This is a genomic window from Paraconexibacter sp. AEG42_29, assembly GCF_040581415.1.
In the GTDB taxonomy this organism is placed as follows: domain Bacteria; phylum Actinomycetota; class Thermoleophilia; order Solirubrobacterales; family Solirubrobacteraceae; genus Paraconexibacter.
This window is the reverse complement of record NZ_CP114014.1, coordinates 4,515,427-4,531,553: the sequence shown is the minus strand read 5'-3', so window position 1 is coordinate 4,531,553 and position 16,127 is coordinate 4,515,427. Positions and strand designations below refer to the sequence as shown.

Annotated in this window: 15 protein-coding genes; 4 read left to right on the top strand and 11 right to left on the bottom strand. The window is 71.5% G+C overall.

Going from position 1 to position 16,127, the window contains the following annotated elements; genetic code table 11:
* Together DSM112329_RS22020 and DSM112329_RS22015 are read right to left on the bottom strand one after the other, a co-directional pair.
* Positions 1–459 (bottom strand): response regulator, encoded by a 459-nt coding sequence (locus tag DSM112329_RS22020; RefSeq protein WP_354698706.1) that lies wholly within the window; start codon positions 457–459, stop codon positions 1–3.
* Entirely contained in the window at positions 456–1,112 is a 657-nt protein-coding gene (locus DSM112329_RS22015; protein ID WP_354698705.1) for a response regulator transcription factor, read from the bottom strand. Before DSM112329_RS22015 ends, DSM112329_RS22020 begins: the two co-directional genes overlap by 4 nt.
* Before the next feature lie 281 nt (positions 1,113–1,393).
* Here DSM112329_RS22015 and DSM112329_RS22010 point away from each other — a divergent pair, with 281 nt between their 5' ends.
* From DSM112329_RS22010 to DSM112329_RS22000, 3 genes are all read left to right on the top strand, one after another.
* Positions 1,394–1,636: a hypothetical protein gene (locus tag DSM112329_RS22010; protein WP_354698704.1), complete on the top strand. Its 243-nt coding sequence runs from the start codon at positions 1,394–1,396 to the stop codon at positions 1,634–1,636.
* Between the two features lie 96 nt (positions 1,637–1,732).
* Complete coding sequence (locus tag DSM112329_RS22005) at positions 1,733–2,566, top strand: hypothetical protein (protein WP_354698703.1); 834 nt, start codon at positions 1,733–1,735, stop codon at positions 2,564–2,566.
* Between the two features lie 178 nt (positions 2,567–2,744).
* Complete coding sequence (locus tag DSM112329_RS22000) at positions 2,745–3,458, top strand: collagen-like protein (protein ID WP_354698702.1); 714 nt, start codon at positions 2,745–2,747, stop codon at positions 3,456–3,458.
* A 72-nt stretch (positions 3,459–3,530) separates the two neighbouring features.
* Here the strand turns inward: DSM112329_RS22000 and DSM112329_RS21995 are convergent, their stop codons facing one another.
* The 9 genes from DSM112329_RS21995 to rffA all read right to left on the bottom strand — a co-directional run bounded on the left by DSM112329_RS21995 (position 3,531) and on the right by rffA (position 13,812).
* A complete protein-coding gene (locus DSM112329_RS21995; protein WP_354698701.1) occupies positions 3,531–3,881 on the bottom strand; it encodes a hypothetical protein in 351 nt (116 codons plus the stop codon).
* Entirely contained in the window at positions 3,875–4,804 is a 930-nt protein-coding gene (locus DSM112329_RS21990) for a CoB--CoM heterodisulfide reductase iron-sulfur subunit B family protein (protein ID WP_354698700.1), read from the bottom strand. Before DSM112329_RS21990 ends, DSM112329_RS21995 begins: the two co-directional genes overlap by 7 nt.
* Positions 4,801–5,925 (bottom strand): succinate dehydrogenase/fumarate reductase iron-sulfur subunit, encoded by a 1,125-nt coding sequence (locus DSM112329_RS21985; protein WP_354698699.1) that lies wholly within the window; start codon positions 5,923–5,925, stop codon positions 4,801–4,803. Before DSM112329_RS21985 ends, DSM112329_RS21990 begins: the two co-directional genes overlap by 4 nt.
* Before the next feature lie 14 nt (positions 5,926–5,939).
* Positions 5,940–7,646, bottom strand: a complete 1,707-nt coding sequence (locus DSM112329_RS21980) for an FAD-binding protein (RefSeq protein WP_354698698.1) — start codon at positions 7,644–7,646, stop codon at positions 5,940–5,942.
* Between the two features lie 135 nt (positions 7,647–7,781).
* A complete protein-coding gene (locus DSM112329_RS21975; RefSeq protein WP_354698697.1) occupies positions 7,782–9,236 on the bottom strand; it encodes a PASTA domain-containing protein in 1,455 nt (484 codons plus the stop codon).
* 694 nt (positions 9,237–9,930) lie between these two features.
* A complete protein-coding gene (locus tag DSM112329_RS21970) occupies positions 9,931–11,097 on the bottom strand; it encodes a site-2 protease family protein (protein WP_354698696.1) in 1,167 nt (388 codons plus the stop codon).
* A 38-nt stretch (positions 11,098–11,135) separates the two neighbouring features.
* Entirely contained in the window at positions 11,136–12,293 is a 1,158-nt protein-coding gene (locus DSM112329_RS21965; RefSeq protein WP_354698695.1) for a glycosyltransferase family 4 protein, read from the bottom strand.
* A 38-nt stretch (positions 12,294–12,331) separates the two neighbouring features.
* Positions 12,332–12,664 (bottom strand): hypothetical protein, encoded by a 333-nt coding sequence (locus tag DSM112329_RS21960; protein ID WP_354698694.1) that lies wholly within the window; start codon positions 12,662–12,664, stop codon positions 12,332–12,334.
* Positions 12,661–13,812, bottom strand: a complete 1,152-nt coding sequence (rffA, locus tag DSM112329_RS21955; RefSeq protein ID WP_354698693.1) for a dTDP-4-amino-4,6-dideoxygalactose transaminase — start codon at positions 13,810–13,812, stop codon at positions 12,661–12,663. The genes DSM112329_RS21960 and rffA overlap by 4 nt, the downstream gene beginning before the upstream one ends.
* Before the next feature lie 179 nt (positions 13,813–13,991).
* Between rffA and DSM112329_RS21950 the strand changes: the two genes are divergently transcribed.
* Entirely contained in the window at positions 13,992–16,118 is a 2,127-nt protein-coding gene (locus tag DSM112329_RS21950; RefSeq protein WP_354698692.1) for an NADP-dependent isocitrate dehydrogenase, read from the top strand.
* Positions 16,119–16,127 lie beyond the last annotated feature (9 nt).

Below are 16,127 nucleotides of genomic sequence, written 5' to 3'. Positions count from 1 at the left end.
TCAGGACTGGCCGCTCGGCGTGCAGACCAGCTCGAGCCAGAAGCGGTCGTGGTGCGTCACGAGGTGCACGAACGCGTCCAGGTCGATCGGCTTCTCGAGGTACCCGTCCGCGTCCAGGCCCTCCTCCTGCACCATCTGCCGGTGGGTGGCCGACGCGGTCAGGACGAAGACCGGGATGTGCTTCAGCCGCGGTTCGGCGCGGATCCGGGCCAGGAGCCGGCGACCGTCCATGCCCGGCAGGTCGAGGTCCAGCAGCATCAGGTCCGGCAGCGGCGGCGCGTCGTCGTGGGTGCCGGCGCTCATCAGCAGGTCGAGGGCTTCCGACCCGCTCGGAACCACCTTCAGCCGGTTGGCGAGCCGCGCCTCGCGCAGCAGTTCCACGGTCAGGCGGACGTCGGCGATGTTGTCTTCGACGAGCAGGACGCGGGCGGGCTGGAACTGCGATCCGCGCCGGGTCATGCGCTGCGCCTGATGGCGAGCGTCGCGAGCTCGCGACGCGTGCGGACGCCGAGCTTGCGGTAGATGTTGCGGCGGTGCGTGCGGACCGTCTCGACGCCGACGTGGAGCGAACGCGCGATCTCGGCGTTGGACTCGCCCGCCTGAAGGAGACCCAGGACGTCGGCCTCGCGCGGCGTGAGCAGCTCGGGGCCGCTGGTCTCGCCGGCATGGTGCGCAGCCCCGGCACCGGCCCCGGGTGCCGTGCCGTCGCCGGACGCGTCCGTGCGCGGGAGCACCTGCAGCCCGCGGTGCGCGAGGTGGATCGCGCTCAGGATGTCGCGGGCCTGGGTCTCCTTGCTCAGGCAGGCGCTGGCGCCGAACGCGAGCAGCTGGTTGGCCTCGGCGAGGGTGGGATGGTTGGCGAGCACGAGGAACCGGGTCGTGGGATGGGTGGTGCTGAGGCGATGCAGGTCGGCGGCCGAGCGTAACGAGCCGAAGTTCAGCAGCGCCACGCTGGGCCTGATGTCGGTCAGGGTACGGTCCAGATCGGCGGCATCGACGTCGGCCGCCGAGAGGTTCAGCGCCCCGTCGTCCTCGACGAACGCGCGCAGGCCACGGGCCACCAGGTCCTCGAAACGGGACAGGACGACGGTGATCGGGCGCCGGGGCTGCACTCTCGTCCTATCGGCAGGCCTCCCGAAAAGGGTGAGGGCCCTCTCACCCGCAGTTCACCCGGCGGCTCACCCGAAGATCACCCGCCCCGGGGGACGACACGCCGGCCCCGCTGCGCGATCCTTCCTCTTGTCGCTGCAAGGAAGCGCGACACCAGCAGCACAGACTTCCCTCGGGCGGACTTAGGGGTACGCAGCAGGGTTGGGGACAGGAAGGAGGGGCCCGCGGGAACGGGTCCCTCCTTCCGCATTTAACGGACCACCACTTCACGGACGGAGTCAGCATGGACCTGGAACGCACGCTCTTCGAACTGCGCGAGGTCGAGGGCCGCCTCGTGCACCAGGCTCAGCCGGTGCGGGAGCGGATGGCGAGCCTGGGGCCGAGCGGCCTGTACGCGCTCGCCGCCACCGAGCAGCGCAGGGCGGACATCACGCGGGACCCGGACGCGCGCATGGTCTACCTCGCGGCGGCGGCCGCCGCGGAGGCACTGGGCGACCTCGCCGCGGGCGTCGCATCGCGCCGCTGAAAACTTTCTGAAGAAATTTCGCGGCGGCGCGTAAGTCCGCGACACGGGGCCGGTTGGGTGATCAGAAAGCAGCACTCGACCACCAGGAGAAACACCATGCCCCGCATCTTCAGCAACGGCCGCTACGCCAACGTCACCGCCACCCTCGCCCTCGTCGCCGCCATGGGCGGCACGTCCTACGCCGCCGTGAGCGTCTCGGGCCTGAACATCAAGAACGGCACGGTCAAGTCGATCGACATCGCCAACAACTCGGTCGCCTCGGCCGACGTGAAGAACGGCTCGCTGCTCAAGGCCGACTTCAAGGCCGGCCAGCTGCCGGCGGGCGCCAAGGGCGCCAATGGTGCGGCTGGTGCCCCGGGCGCCGCCGGCGCGAAGGGCGACAAGGGGGACAAGGGCGACCAGGGCATCCCGGGCACCGCTGCCGCCAAGGGCGACAAGGGCGACAAGGGGGACAAGGGCGACAAGGGCGACCCGGGTACCCCCGGTACGAATGGCTTCGACGGCGCCCCGGGCTCGGACGCGGTCCCGAACACCGGCCTGTCGTCGAAGCCCGGCGTCGACACCTACAACAACGCTGCCTTCGCGGCCGTGCCCGAGCTGACGCAGAACATCGTCGTGCCGGCCGGTGCCCCGCGCCGTCTGCTCGCGACCCTCTCGGCCGAGTCCGCGTGCTCGGGCGCCGGCTGGTGCAGCGCTCGGATCCTCGTGGACGGGGCGGAGCTGAGCCCGGTCGTCGGCACGAACTTCGCGTTCGACTCGACGGACGGCGGTACCGAGAGCAGCTCGTCGTGGGAGGCTCACTCGATGCAGCGCTTCAGCGGCAACCTCGCTCCCGGGGCCCACGTGGTGACCGTCGAGGTCGCGATGGTCAGCGGCGCGACGCTCTCGCTGGACGACGCGGTCCTTTCGACCATGCAGGTGCAGGGCTGACCGTCTGACCGCAGGACCCACGCATCGCCGTCGACAGCCGTCGCGCCTCCCCTGGGCGCGGCGGCTTTCGTCGTTCTTCACGACCTTGCGGAAGAAATTTCGCAGCGGCGCGTAAGTCCGTGCATCGGGGCCGGTTGTGTGATCAGAAAGCAGCACTCAACCCCTCAGGAGAACCATCATGCCCCGCCTCTTCAGCAACGGTCGCTACGTCACCGCCACCATCGCCCTCGTCTGCGCCATGGGCGGCACCTCGTACGCCGCGGTGTCCGTCACCGGCCAGAACATCAAGAACGGCACGGTCAAGTCGATCGACATCGCCAACAACTCGGTCGCCTCGGCCGACATCAAGAACGGCTCGCTGCTCAAGGCCGACTTCAAGGCCGGCCAGCTGCCGGCCGGCGCCAAGGGCGCGGACGGGGCCCCGGGCGCCAAGGGCGACAAGGGCGACCCGGGAATTCCCGGAACCGCCGCCGCCAAGGGCGACAAGGGTGACAAGGGCGATCCCGGCTCGAAGGGCGACAAGGGGGACAAGGGCGATGCCGGCACCCCCGGCACCCCCGGCCCCGGCGCGAAGTGGGCGCTCGTGAAGGCGGACGGCACGGTCCTGCGTCAGAGCGGCGGCATCACCGTCCAGGCCTTCGGCTCGGGGTACTACGTCGACTTCAACAGCTCGCTGACCAACAGTGGCCTGATCGCGACGGCGGCCTACCTGTCGGGCGACACCGACCCGCGGGCCAACCCCGTCGTCGAGATCTGCGGCGCTCCGACCGTCGAGCACGTCGCCTGCGCGGTGGCCGGGACCAACGACAACGAGCACGTGTTCGTCCGCACCGGCAACCAGGCCGGCGCTGCCGAGGCCCACGCGTTCTACATCACAGCGCTGGCGAGCTAGTCGCCCGACCGCAGGACCCAGCCCCGTCGACCGCCGTCGCGCCTTCCTTGGGCGCGGCGGCTTTCGCCGTTCTCAGGGCTGGGGCGGGGACGACGGCCGCGATCGGCGCGTGCGCAGGCGCGAGCGCGCAGCGTCGAAGGCGGCCGGGTCGACCGCCTGCGCTCCGGCTGCCGGCTCGGCGGCGGCAGTTGCGACAGCAGCAGCAGCCTGCTCCTTCAGCCGCGCACGGGCAGCCTCGATCCGCGAGGGGTCCAGCGGCGTCTCGTCGGGCTCGACGAGCAGCGGAACGATCGTGTCCGGCGCGTCCTCACGGGGACGCCGCCGGCGACGCCCGGTCGCGGCACCACCGCTGAACGTCCGCAGCAGGTCGGCGACCTGCTGCGGCGCAGCTCCGGCGGGCGGCCGCGACGGCTCGTCTACCAACCGGAGGAGCCGGCCCCGACAGAGCCGACGACGGACGTGGTCCAGTCGACGACCGACGTCGGCTTGACCACGTGCAGCGACAGGCCGAGCTCCTTGGGCGTGAGGCCCAGGGCGAGGCCGACCAGCTGCGGGAGGTGCAGCACGGGCATGTCGAGCTTGCGGCCGACGACCTTGTTGGCCAGCGGCTGCTGCATGTCGAGGTTCAGGTGGCAGAGCGGGCACGGCGTGACGAGGCAGTCCGCGTCGGCGTCCTTGGCGTCGCCCAGGTGCATGCCGGCCTGCTTCAGCGAGGCCTCGGTGTTCATCGTGATGATGGGGAAGCCGCAGCACTTGTGCGAGCCGGCGTAGTCGATCACGGTGCCGCCGAGGGCCTCGATGACGAGCGGCAGGTACGTGTCGCGCGGATGCTCGTCGTCGATGTCCAGCCGGGAGGTCGGACGCACGATGTAGCAGCCGTAGAACGGGCCGACCTTCAGATCCGTCAGCGGGCGCTTGACCTTCGACTTCAGGACGTCGAGCCCGATCTCCTCGACGAGCAGCCAGAGGAAGTTCTTGTTCGAGATGCCGGCCGTGTACTCCAGACCGTCGGGCTTCAGCGTCTCGTTGACCTGGGCCCGGTAGATCTCGCTCGCGTCCAGGCGCTCCTGGCTCTCGCTGTGCGCGCCCTGGCAGGTCGAGCAGATGTTCATCATGAGGTCCGCGCCGTTGCGGATCTCCTGCTGGGCCATCGCGAAGGTGCGCGCGTTCAGCGTGTCGGCGAGCTCCTGGTTGTGCTCGGCCATGACGCCGGCGCCGGAGCAGCAGGCGCGGTCGAGCGTGATGAGCTCGAGGTCCAGCAGCGGCGCGACCTTGGCCATCGAGCCGTGCAGCTCGGGGGTGAAGCCACGGCTGACGCAGCCGGGCCAGTAAGCGACCTTTTTCATGCTGCCGAACTCTCCTTGCCGGCGAGCGGCCCGGCCTGGGGGCCGTCCGCCTCGTCGGGCTGGTTGGGGGCGTTGTCCTCGTCCGTCCCCGAGATGTACAGGTTGAACTCGTTGCGCTCGTCCTTGGCGTGGATCTCGTCGAAGATCCGCTTCACGTCGGCGGGCGCCTTGTGCGGGTGCAGCAGCGCGACCTTCAGCGTCGCCTTGCGGCGCAGCAGCGCGCGGCTGATGACCGGCAGCGACTTCATCAGGAACAGGCCCGACGCCGGGTTGAACTTGCCGCCGAACGAGTCGGCCAGCAGGTCGTTCTCGTGGAGCAGGCCGTTCTTGTTGATGTTCTTGACGAACGCCTTCTCGTGGTTGTAGCCGTTGTTGCGATCCTTGATGTGGTGATCGCCGGTCGCGCGGCGGCGCAGGCGCATGATCTGCGACATCGGCGCGACGCCCTTGGGGCACGCCTCGATGCACTTGAAGCAGTGCGTGCAGCTGTACATGCCGTGCGGATCCTCGGCGATGTCCTTCAGGCGCTCGGCCTGCTGCGTGTCGCGCGGGTCCCCGACGAAGCGGTAGGACTTCGCGAGCGCGGCGGGGCCGATGAAGAGCGGGTCGACCTCCATCGAGAGGCAGTCCGAGACGCAGGCGCCGCATTGGATGCAGGCCATCGACTGGGTGACGTCGACCATCGCCTCCTTGGGGACGATGTGCTCGCGCTCGGGCAGCTCGCCGGTGAGCAGCCACGGCGTGACGCGCTGGATCTTCTTCCAGTGGACCGCGTCCATGTCGACGATCAGGTCCTTGATGACCGGCATGTTGCCCATCGGCTCGACGTCGATGACGCCGTCCTTCGCCGTCTTCAGCGCGGCACCGAGGTGCGTGTGGCAGGCGAGGCCGGGCTGGCCGTTGACGCGCACGCCACACGACCCGCAGATGGCGGCCTTGCAGGAGCAGCGGATGCCGATCGAGCCGTCGAACCGGCCCTTGGCCTGCAGCAGGCCCTCGAGCACGGAGCGGTGGGGCTCGAGGGTGATCGTGTGCTCGTCCCAGTACGGGGCCTCGCCCGACTCCGGGTCATAGCGGCGGACGCGGAGGGTGAAATCCTGCGGGGGCTTCTTGGGTTCCATGAGGAATCAGGCTCCTAGTACTTGCGCTCTTCGGGCTGCCACTGGGTGATCGTGACGGGCGAGTAGGTGATCTCCGGCAGGGCGTCCGGGTCGGTCACGTCGGCGATCGTGGTGTTGATGTGCTTCTGCCACACCTCGTCGTTGCGCTCCGGGTAGTCGGTGCGGAACTGCGCGCCGCGCGACTCCTTGCGCTCGATCGCGGCGAGGACGCAGGTCTCGGCGGCGTCGAGCATGTAGCCGAGCTCGATGGCGCCCAGGACGTCCTGGTTGAAGATCGTGCCGCGGTCGTCGATGTAGGCGGTCTTCGCCTCCTCCTTCAGGCGGGCGACGACCTCCTTCGCCTCGAGCATGCCGGCCTCGTCGCGGTAGACGGCGAGCTTCTGGTTCATGACCGTGCCCAGCTCGTCCTTGATCTCCGAGACGCGCCGGCCCTCCTTCGGGCGCGAGATGATCTCCGCGATCATCTTCTCGTCGCGGCGCAGGATCTCCTCGTCGTTGACGGGCATCGCCATGTGCTTCGCGCGCTCGGCGGCGTGCTCGCCGGAGCGGCGGCCGAAGATCAGCGTGTCCAGCAGCGAGTTCGCGCCGAGGCGGTTGCCGCCGTGGACGGAGACGCAGGCGACCTCGCCCGCGGCGTAGAGGCCGGAGACGGGCGTGGCGCCGTCGATGTCGGTCTTGACGCCGCCCATGATGTAGTGCTGGCCGGGCCGGATCAGGATCGGCTCCTTCGTGATGTCCACGCCGGCGAAGTCCTTGCCGATGTTGACGATCTCGCGGAGCGCCTCGAGCGTGCGCTTCTTGGGGACGACGGTGATGTCGAGGTAGATGCCCTCGCCGTCCACGCCGACGCCGCGACCCTCGTTGATCTCGGTCTGCTCGGCGCGGGAGACGACGTCGCGCGAGGCGAGCTCCATCTTGTTCGGCGCGTACTTCTCCATGAAGCGATCGCCGTCCTTGTTGAGCAGGTGCGCGCCCTCGCCGCGGGCGCCCTCGGTGATGAGGAACCCGTTCTCCACCAGCGTGGTGGGGTGGTACTGGATCATCTCCATGTCCATCAGCGGCACGCCGACCCGGTAGGCCTGGGCGATGCCGTCCGCGGTGCAGATGAGCGCGTTGGTCGTGGGCTTCCAGACCTGGCCCGCGCCGCCGGAGGCGAGGATGACGTTCTTCGCCGTGAAGATCTCCATCTTGCCGCTGCGGATGTGGCGCGCGACGCAGCCGGTGCAGGTGCCCTCGGCGTTGAGGATGAGGGAGGTCGTGAACCACTCCTCGTAGCGGTCCACGGTCTCGTGGTGCTTCATCAGCTGCTCGTAGAGCACGTGGAGGATCGCCTGGCCGGTGATGTCGGCGACGTACGCGGTGCGCTTCACCGAGGCGCCACCGAAGGCGCGGAGGTCGAGGTGGCCGGTCTCGTTGCGGTGGAAGGTCACACCGATGTGCTCGAGGTGCATGACCTCCTTGGGCGCCTCGGAGCACATGACCTCGATCGCGTCCTGGTCCCCGAGGAAGTCGGAGCCCTTGACGGTGTCGTAGGCGTGCGAGCGCCAGTCGTCGTCGATCGAGACGGCGGCGTTGATGCCACCGGCGGCGGCGACCGAGTGCGAGCGGACCGGGTGGACCTTGCTCATGATCGCGACGGACACGCCGGTCTCGGCGGCGGCGAGGGCGGCGCGCTGGCCTGCGAGACCAGCACCGATGATCAGGACGTCATGTGAAGGCAAGTGGACTCTCTCTGCGACGGACGGCTTTCGGGTCGCACTCTATACGGCGCACGGCCCGGTTCGGGTTGCCGTTCCGCGCCCGAATACCGACCGTTTTGGACGGCTTTCGGGTCGCGAAGAGGAGTTAGGCGACCCTTACCCGCGGGCCGCCACCCGCTTCTTCTTCGCGACCGTGATGGCGACCTTCGCCCCGCCGACGAGCCGGGTGCCGGGCTTGATCTTCTGGCTGCGGACGACCCCACCGGTCAGCACCTGGCGGGTGATCAGGCCGCGGGCGCACCCGGCCGCCTTCAGGCGCGCGGTGGCCTTCGCGATCGTGAGACCGACGAGCTTCGGGACGACGCAGCGCTTGACGGGGGCGGGCTTCTGCGTCGGTGCGGGCAACGGTGTCTGCGGGGTGGGGACGGGCAGCGGGGCCGGGGACGGCTGCGGGCCGGGCGCGGGCGCGTCAGGCGTCGTGGGTGAAGGCGTCGGGGTGGTCGGGGTCGGAGTGGGGGTGGGGCTCGGTGACGGCGTGGGGGTCGGCGTCGGGGCAGGGGTTGGCGCGGGTGCCGGTGCCGGTGCGCGGTACTCGTAGGCGCCGGGGTCCGGGTTGGACGGGTCCCGCGGAAGGCCGTCGAGGTCGACGGGGGGCACCGTCCCGACGACGGACCCGCCGAATGGGTCGACGAGCAGCGAGTCCGCGCGCTGGTGGTGATCGGTGAGCCGGGCGACGAACGACGCGACCTCGGACGCGCTGTTGACGATCGTCGGGACACACCCGGCGCTGCGGGTGCTCCTCGTGGCGGACGACCGGACGGTGATGCACGCGGTGCGCTGCGCGTCGACGGAGGCGGAATCCAGGGAGTGGGTCGCGAACGGGACGTCGGGGACATCCACGATCGACAGGTCGATGTCGAGCGTCGAACTGCCGGTGACGCCCTCGGCGGTCCGCGCGAACCGGACCCCGGCCCCGGCGGACGACGCGAGCACGGCAGTCACGCCGGTGAGGAAGAAGTGCTGGTTGGTGTTCCGCGAGATCACGTCGACCGCGCGGTTCCCTGCGGCCGTCCCCGACGTCACGCACTCGGCGTTGACGATCCGCGTGACGACACCGATCACGGGGCCGCCGTCGATACGGCAGGCCGTCGCCCCCGCGATCGGGCTGCGGTTGTCCACCCTGACCCGCTCGGCGAAAGCGCGGTCGTGGAGCATCAGGCCGGCCGAATCCGAGGACACGATCCGCATGCCGTTGCCCTCCAGGCGCTGCGACGGGAACAGCTCGAACGAGTTCGGGTCGACGTTGTCGAGGTAGAGCGTGGCACCGGCGCTGCCGACGAACGTCACGTTGGCCGCCGTCGTCCCCACCCCGAAGCCGAGCGGCGTCGCGGGCGAGCCGTAGTCGCCGGCGCCGATGCGGATCGTGTCCCCGGCGGCGGCGTCGAGGGACGCCCGGCCGATCCCGCAGGGGGCCGTGGCGGTGCACGGGGTGCCGGCGGCGGAGCTGCCGGCCGGGGTGACGATCAGGTCACGCGCTCCGGCCGCGGCGGGCGTGGCAGCGAGGGCGGCGGCGGTCAGCGCGGTGGTCAGGACGGAGCGGCGTGCGGGCATGGTCCGAAGATCGCGCACGCGGGCCGCGGCGGACACCGACCCCAGGGCGCGGGTCTCCCCACCCCTTTGGTGAGCGCCCTGGCTCTCGCGCCCGGAGCTGTGGTAGTCCGGGGCCAGTGGCGCCGGGGGTCTGGTGGTTGGGGGTTGGTGGCGCTGGCGCCGAGGACTGTCCCGGTCGTGGCGGCTTTGGGAACTGCGGGCTGCAGACGGCGGTGGGCGCTGGGGGGTTGCGGGGTCTGGGGTGCGGGGCGTGGGGCGGTCGGCTGGCCGGGCGGGACGCGTGGCGGAGGGCACGGGTCCTTGGACGATTTAGCGGGGCATACCCCCCGAACCTTCCGCGCGTCCGGGGCACGGCCGGGCGGCAGTGCCTCCTCGGAGGATTCGGCGGGGCATACCCCCAAACCCTTCGCTCGTGCCGGGCGCCACCGGGCGGCAGTGCTTCCCCGGAGGATTCGGCGGGGCAGACCCCCCAAACCCTCCAACGCGTCCGGGGCACACGCCCCGCTCCCGCTCGGCTGCCACCCAGGACCGCCCGCGGAACCGCAAGCCCGCACGGCTGCGAGTCCCGATCGCGCCGTCGTTGGGGTTGTTTCGCGTCCTCCGAGAGTGCTCACTTCATCGTCACGAGCAAGACCTCGCAAAGCGCCGGAACAACTGGGTCGATCCCGTACGTCCGTGCGGTCCGGCTGTCAGGTCAGCGCGTGGCCGACGCCGCCAGCGCGCGGCGGACCTGCTCGGCCGTGACCACGCCCCGGAGGCGGTCCGACGCGTCCACGACCATCACCGCACCGAGGTCGCGCAGCGCCGGGATCTGCAGCAGCTCCTCGAGGCCGACCTCGGGGGCGACCCGCGCGCCGTCCCGGCCCCCGTCGGGATCGTCGAGCAGCTCGAGCACGGGCAGGATCGGCTGGCCGTCGGCCAGCGCGCCGGCGACCCGGTCGGCTGCGAGCGTGCCGAGGTAGCGCCCGTCCGGCGCGACCACGCAGAAGAACGGCGAGCGGTGCGGGGTGAAGTAGCGCTCGTGGGCCTCGAGCACCGTCGTCTCCGGGCCCATCGTCAGCGGGTCGGGCGCCATCAGGTCCTCGGCGGTCAGGCCCTCCAGCCGCTCGCGGACGTTCGAGCTGACCACGGCCGCCTTCGCGCTCTGGGACATGAAGAACCCCAGGACGAGGAACCAGACGCCGTTGACCGTGTCGCCGGTGCCGACCAGGACCGCCCCGCCGCCCATCAGCAGGTACGCGAAGCCCAGGCCCAGGCGCCCGGAGAAGCGCGTGCCGCGGTTGCGGTCGCCGGTCGCGCGCCAGGCGATCGCCCGCGCGATCCGGCCGCCGTCGAGCGGGTAGGCGGGGATCAGGTTGAACCCCAGGAGCAGGACGTTGATGCCCGCGAGGAACCCGACCACCGCGCTGAACGGCGTGGCGTCCGTCTGGCTGATCGTGGCGGTGTCCCCGATCGTCCCGAACTTGCCGGCGGCCACCGCGGCCAGCAGGCAGGCGCCGACGACGAGCGCGGTGACCAGCGGCCCGGCCGCCGCGACCTTGAACTCCTCGCCGGGCGTGTCCGGCTCGCGGTCGAGCTTCGCGACGCCGCCGAAGAACCACAGGTCGATGCCGGTCGTCCCGATCCCGTGCCGGCGTGCCTGCAGCGCGTGCCCGAGCTCGTGCAGGACCAGCGAGACCTCGAACACCAGCGCGGCGACGACGGCGCAGAGGAACGCCTGCTGGTCGGAGCCGTCCAGGACGTCGCCGAAGTACCCCGTCAGCCAGTAGATGAGGAAGAAGAGGACGAAGAACCAGCTGGGGGTCGCCCCGACCCGGATCCCGAAGACCTTGGCCAGCTGAAAGGAACCCCCGCGCATCATGTGCCGCCCATCGTGGCAGGTGCGGCCGCGGGCCTGCTTCAGGCGCCCGGCGCGGGTTCCCGCGCGCGCAGGATGTCGCGCAGCCCGGCTTCGACCCGGGCGGCGCTCGCCGGCCAGCTGTGGGCGCCGACGTACTCGCGCCCGGCCTGCGAACGCGCCGCGCGCAGCTGCGGGTCGTCCAGCAGGCGCTCCAGCGCGTCCGCCATGGCCAGCGGGTCCAGCGGGGCCAGCTCGATCAGCCCCGAGTCCGCGTGCTCGGCCGCCGTCCCGTAGCCCTCCAGGTCCAGGACCGGCAGCCCGCAGCTCATCATGTCGTGCGGGACGAGCGAGCCGTGCGTCAGCGAGAACGCGATGCCGACGGTCGCCTCGGAGTAGACGTGGGACAGGCGCTCCGCGCTGATCGCGCCGTGGTGCTCGTACTCGAAGTTCAGCGCGGCGGCACCCTCGTCGCCGAACAGCACGACGCGCAGCTCGGGGCGCCGCGCCTTCAGCTCCTCGAGGGCGATCAGCGCGAGGCCGACCGCGCGCCGGGGGGTGACGTTGCGGCCGTAGACGACGAGGGTGTCGTCCCGGCGCGGGACGTCCCGCCAGCGGAACTCCGGCGCGACCGGATAGTCGAACGTCGCCGCGATCGGCGCGCCGTACCGGGACCGCAGCTGGTTCGCCAGCCACGGGCCGCCGCCGACGATGCACGGCAGGCCGAGTTCGTAGGTGCGCGCGGCGAAGATCGACTCGAGCGACGTCGGGTAGAACTCGGGCTCGTGGTCGTTGACGATGTACGCGCGGGCACGGCAGCCCTCGAGCGCCATCATCGGGTAGACGGTCTGCCAGCCGGTGGCGAGCGCGACGTCCGTCCCCGTCCAGTGCTCGAACCCGCTGAAGACCGGGCCGCTGATCGGCGCGTACGCCTTGACGATCGCGTCGCGCAGCTGGTTGCCGGTGGCGTCCGGGCGCTCGTCGAACGGGTCGTGGACCCAATAGGAGACGACGTGCCCGAGCCGCTCGAGCTGATGCCCGAGCTGGAAGACGACCTGGTGCCCGCCGCTGCCGAACGCGAAGTGGGGGACGATCAGCGCACAGCGCAGCGGCCCGTCCGCGGTCCCCGGCCGGGACGGCGCCAGCGGCGCGATCCGGCCGCGCAGGACGTCGGTGACCTGGGTGTAGACGTGGCGGCCCGGCGTCGCCGGGATCGTCATGCCGCGGGGGACGGGGGTCGCGGCGCCCGGCTCCGCCGTCACGACGGGCGGCGCCGGACGAGGCTCAGCGGCCGGCGCGCGAGCCGCCCGGCGGCACGGACCGCGCGGATCAGCCGGTGCTCCATCAGCGCGTTCAGGTCGACCCCGGCGCGGCGCAGCCACTGCAGCTCGCGGCGGGCGTCCGCGAGGTGGGCACGGACGGCGACCAGGTCGGCCTCCAGGCGGCGGACCTCGTCCCGGCTCGTGGCCAGCTGCTCCTGCTCGACGGTCAGCGCGTCCTGGGTCGCGGCCAGCGCGGCGTGGAGCGCGGCCGACTGGCGGCGCAGCTCCTGCTCGAGGTCGGTGGCGGAGGCGACGGGTGGCTCGGTCATGGTGCTCCGGGGGTCGCGTGCTCGCGGACACGATGCTCGACGGCGTCGATCACGTGGGCGACGTCCGCGTCCGGCATGTCGTTCCAGAGCGGCAGGCGCAGGAGCCGGGCGCTGAGGTCGGTGGTCTGCGGGAGCGGCCCGTCGGCCCGGCCGAACTGCTCGCCCGCGGGCGCCGAGTGCAGCGGGACGTAGTGGAACGTCGCCTCGACGCCGTCCTCGCGGAGGGCGGCGAGCACGCGCGTGCGCTCGGCCGCGCTGTTCAACACGAGCGCGTAGATGTGGGCGTTGGACGCGCACTCCGCCGGGACGAGCGGCCGTGCGGCGAGGCCGTCGCGCTCGAGGCCCGCGAACGCTGCGTGGTAGCGGTCCCACGTGCGGCGCCGGCCGGCGGTGATGGCCTGGAGATCGTCCAGCTGCGGCGCGAGGTACGCGGCGGCGAGCTCGTTCATCGCGGCGTTCTTGCCGGCCAGGACCCAGCGGTAGCGGGCGACCTCGCCGCGGGCGAACCGCGCGCGGTCGGTGCCGTAGTCCCGCAGGGTCTCGGCGTCCTGGGCCAGGACCGGGTCGTTGATGATCAGTGCGCCGCCGCTCCCGGCGGTGAGGTTCTTGGTGGCGTCGAAGCTGATGGCGCCGAGCGCGCCGAGGGTGCCGAGCGGCCGGCCGCGGTAGGCGGCGCCGATGCCCTGGGCGGCGTCCTCGACGAGCGGGACGCCGGCCTCGGCGGCGATCCGCAGCAGCGCCTCCATGTCGGCGGCGACGCCGGCGTAGTGGACGACGAGGATCGCCCGCGTCTGAGGCGTGAGCGCGGCCCGCACCGCGGCCGGGTCCAGGTTCAGCGTCCCGGGGGCGATGTCGGCGAAGACCGGCGTCGCCCCCCGCAGGACGAACGCGTTCGCGGCGGACGCGAAGCCGAACGAGGGCATGATCACCTCGTCCCCGGGCCCGACGCCCAGCAGCATCGCGCTCAGCTCGAGGGCGGCCGTGCACGACTGGACCATCAGCACCGCGGCCGGCCGGTCGAGCAGCGCCGACAGCCGCTGCTCGCAGCGCTGCGTGGCGGCTCCGCGCGCCTTCAGGTCCGTCTCGCGGACCGCGCGCTCGACGGCCGCCAAGCCCGCAGCTGACGGCTCGGCCCGAAGGAACGGCACCGAGCGCGGGACGATCGGCGCAGGGGGCTCCGCGGGGCCCCCGCCCCGGTGGCTCTGCACAGGCGGCACGCGGCGAAGCCTACGCGCGATCGCCGTCGGACGGCCCGTCCCCGCGCGGGTGAGGCCGATAGCGTGTCGGCTCCGATCACGCCACTGTCCTCGAGCTCCGGAAGAGACGCATGAAGATCATCTACACCCACACCGACGAGGCGCCCGCGCTCGCCACGCAGTCGCTGCTCCCGATCGTCCGCGCCTTCGCCGGTGCCGCAGACATCGACATCGAGCTGCGCGACATCTCGCTGGCCGGCCGGATCCTCGCCGCCCTCGGCAAGCAGGACGACGCGCTCGCCGAGCTCGGCGACCTCGCCAAGACGCCGGACGCGAACATCATCAAGCTCCCGAACGTCTCCGCGTCGCTGCCGCAGCTGAAGGCCGCGATCGACGAGCTGCGCGCCCAGGGCGTCGACCTCCCGGACTACGAGGACGCCAAGGAGGACTACGGCAAGGCGATGGGCTCGGCCGTGAACCCGGTGCTGCGCGAGGGCAACTCCGACCGCCGCGCGCCTGCGTCCGTCAAGGCGTTCGCGCAGTCCCACCCGCACTCGATGGGGGCCTGGTCGGGCGACTCGAAGTCGCACGTGTCGACCATGTCCGGCGGCGACTTCCGCTCCACCGAGCAGTCGGTCACCGTCCCGGACGCCACGTCGGTCCGCATCGAGCACATCACGCCGGACGGTGCGATCACGGTGCTCAAGGAGGAGGTCAAGCTCCTCGCCGGCGAGATCATCGACTCGTCGGTCATGCAGGCCGCCGCGCTGCGCACGTTCCTCGATGCGCAGGTCGCCGAGGCCAAGGAGCAGGGGGTCCTGTTCTCGGTCCACCTGAAGGCGACGATGATGAAGGTCTCCGACCCGATCATCTTCGGGCACGCGGTCCGCGCGTACGCGGGCGACGCCTACGACGGCTACACCGACGTGAGCCCGAACGACGGCCTGAACGTCCTCGTCCAGAAGCACCCGGAGGCGCAGGCCGCGGTCGACGCCGCGATCGCCGCCGGCCCGGCGATCGCGATGGTCGACTCCTCCAAGGGCATCACGAACCTGCACGTCCCGAGCGACGTGATCATCGACGCGTCGATGCCCGCGGCGATCCGCACGTCCGGCCAGATGTGGAACAAGGACGACGCGCTGCAGGACACCAAGTACGTCATCCCGGACTCGTCCTACGCGGCACTCTACGCCGAGACGATCGACCACTGCCGCGAGCACGGCGCCTTCGACCCGGCCACGATGGGGACGACGCCGAACGTGGGCCTCATGGCGCAGAAGGCCGAGGAGTACGGCTCGCACGACAAGACGTTCGAGGCCGCCTTCGAGGGGACCATCCGGGTCGTCGACAGCGCCGGCGACACCGTCCTGATGTCGCATGACGTGCAGGTGGGCGACATCTTCCGCATGTGCCAGGCGAAGGACGCTCCGATCCAGGACTGGATCCAGCTGGCCGTCACCCGCGCCCGCGCCACCGGTGCGCCGGCCGTGTTCTGGCTCGACGAGACCCGCGCCCACGACGCCGAGGTCCTCAAGAAGGTCCGCCCGGCCCTGGAGGCGCTGGACACGGACGGCCTGCAGATCGAGGTCCTGCCGGTCGGCGAGGCGACGAAGTTCACCCTCGAGCGCGCACGCGCGGGGCAGGACACCATCTCCGTCACCGGCAACGTGCTGCGCGACTACCTGACCGACCTGTTCCCGATCCTCGAGCTCGGCACGAGCGCGAAGATGCTGTCGATCGTCCCGCTGATGAACGGCGGCGGCCTGTTCGAGACGGGTGCCGGCGGCTCCGCCCCGAAGCACGTCCAGCAGTTCACACGCGAGAACCACCTGCGCTGGGACTCGCTCGGCGAGTTCCTCGCGCTGGCCGTCTCCCTGGAGATGCTGGCCGACAAGACCGACAACCCGCGCGCGAAGGTCCTCGCCGTGACGCTCGACAAGGCGACCGGCAGCGTCCTGGAGGAGGGCCGCTCGCCGTCCCGCAAGGCCGGCGAGCTCGACAACCGCGGCAGCCACTTCTACCTCGCGCTGTACTGGGCGCAGGAGCTGGCGAAGCAGACCGAGGACGCGGACCTCGCGGCGAAGTTCGGTCCGCTCGCCGAGCGCCTGGCCGCGGACGAGTCCGCGATCGTCGCCGAGCTGGCCGAGGTCCAGGGCCAGCCGGTCGACATCGGCGGGTACTACCGCCCGGACGTCGAGAAGATCGCTGCGGCGATGCGGCCGAGCGAGACGCTGAACGCCGCGCTGGAGTCGCTGTAGCGCGAGCCG

Coding starts and splice junctions, on each gene's coding strand:
- DSM112329_RS21950 (WP_354698692.1), top strand. CDS start 13,992: ATGAAGATCATCTACACCCACACCGACGAGGCGCCCGCGCTCGCCACG.
- DSM112329_RS22020 (WP_354698706.1), bottom strand. CDS start 459: ATGACCCGGCGCGGATCGCAGTTCCAGCCCGCCCGCGTCCTGCTCGTC.
- DSM112329_RS21960 (WP_354698694.1), bottom strand. CDS start 12,664: ATGACCGAGCCACCCGTCGCCTCCGCCACCGACCTCGAGCAGGAGCTG.
- DSM112329_RS22010 (WP_354698704.1), top strand. CDS start 1,394: ATGGACCTGGAACGCACGCTCTTCGAACTGCGCGAGGTCGAGGGCCGC.
- DSM112329_RS22000 (WP_354698702.1), top strand. CDS start 2,745: ATGCCCCGCCTCTTCAGCAACGGTCGCTACGTCACCGCCACCATCGCC.
- DSM112329_RS21965 (WP_354698695.1), bottom strand. CDS start 12,293: ATGACGATCCCGGCGACGCCGGGCCGCCACGTCTACACCCAGGTCACC.
- DSM112329_RS21985 (WP_354698699.1), bottom strand. CDS start 5,925: ATGGAACCCAAGAAGCCCCCGCAGGATTTCACCCTCCGCGTCCGCCGC.
- DSM112329_RS21970 (WP_354698696.1), bottom strand. CDS start 11,097: ATGATGCGCGGGGGTTCCTTTCAGCTGGCCAAGGTCTTCGGGATCCGG.
- DSM112329_RS21975 (WP_354698697.1), bottom strand. CDS start 9,236: ATGCCCGCACGCCGCTCCGTCCTGACCACCGCGCTGACCGCCGCCGCC.
- DSM112329_RS21990 (WP_354698700.1), bottom strand. CDS start 4,804: ATGAAAAAGGTCGCTTACTGGCCCGGCTGCGTCAGCCGTGGCTTCACC.
- DSM112329_RS22005 (WP_354698703.1), top strand. CDS start 1,733: ATGCCCCGCATCTTCAGCAACGGCCGCTACGCCAACGTCACCGCCACC.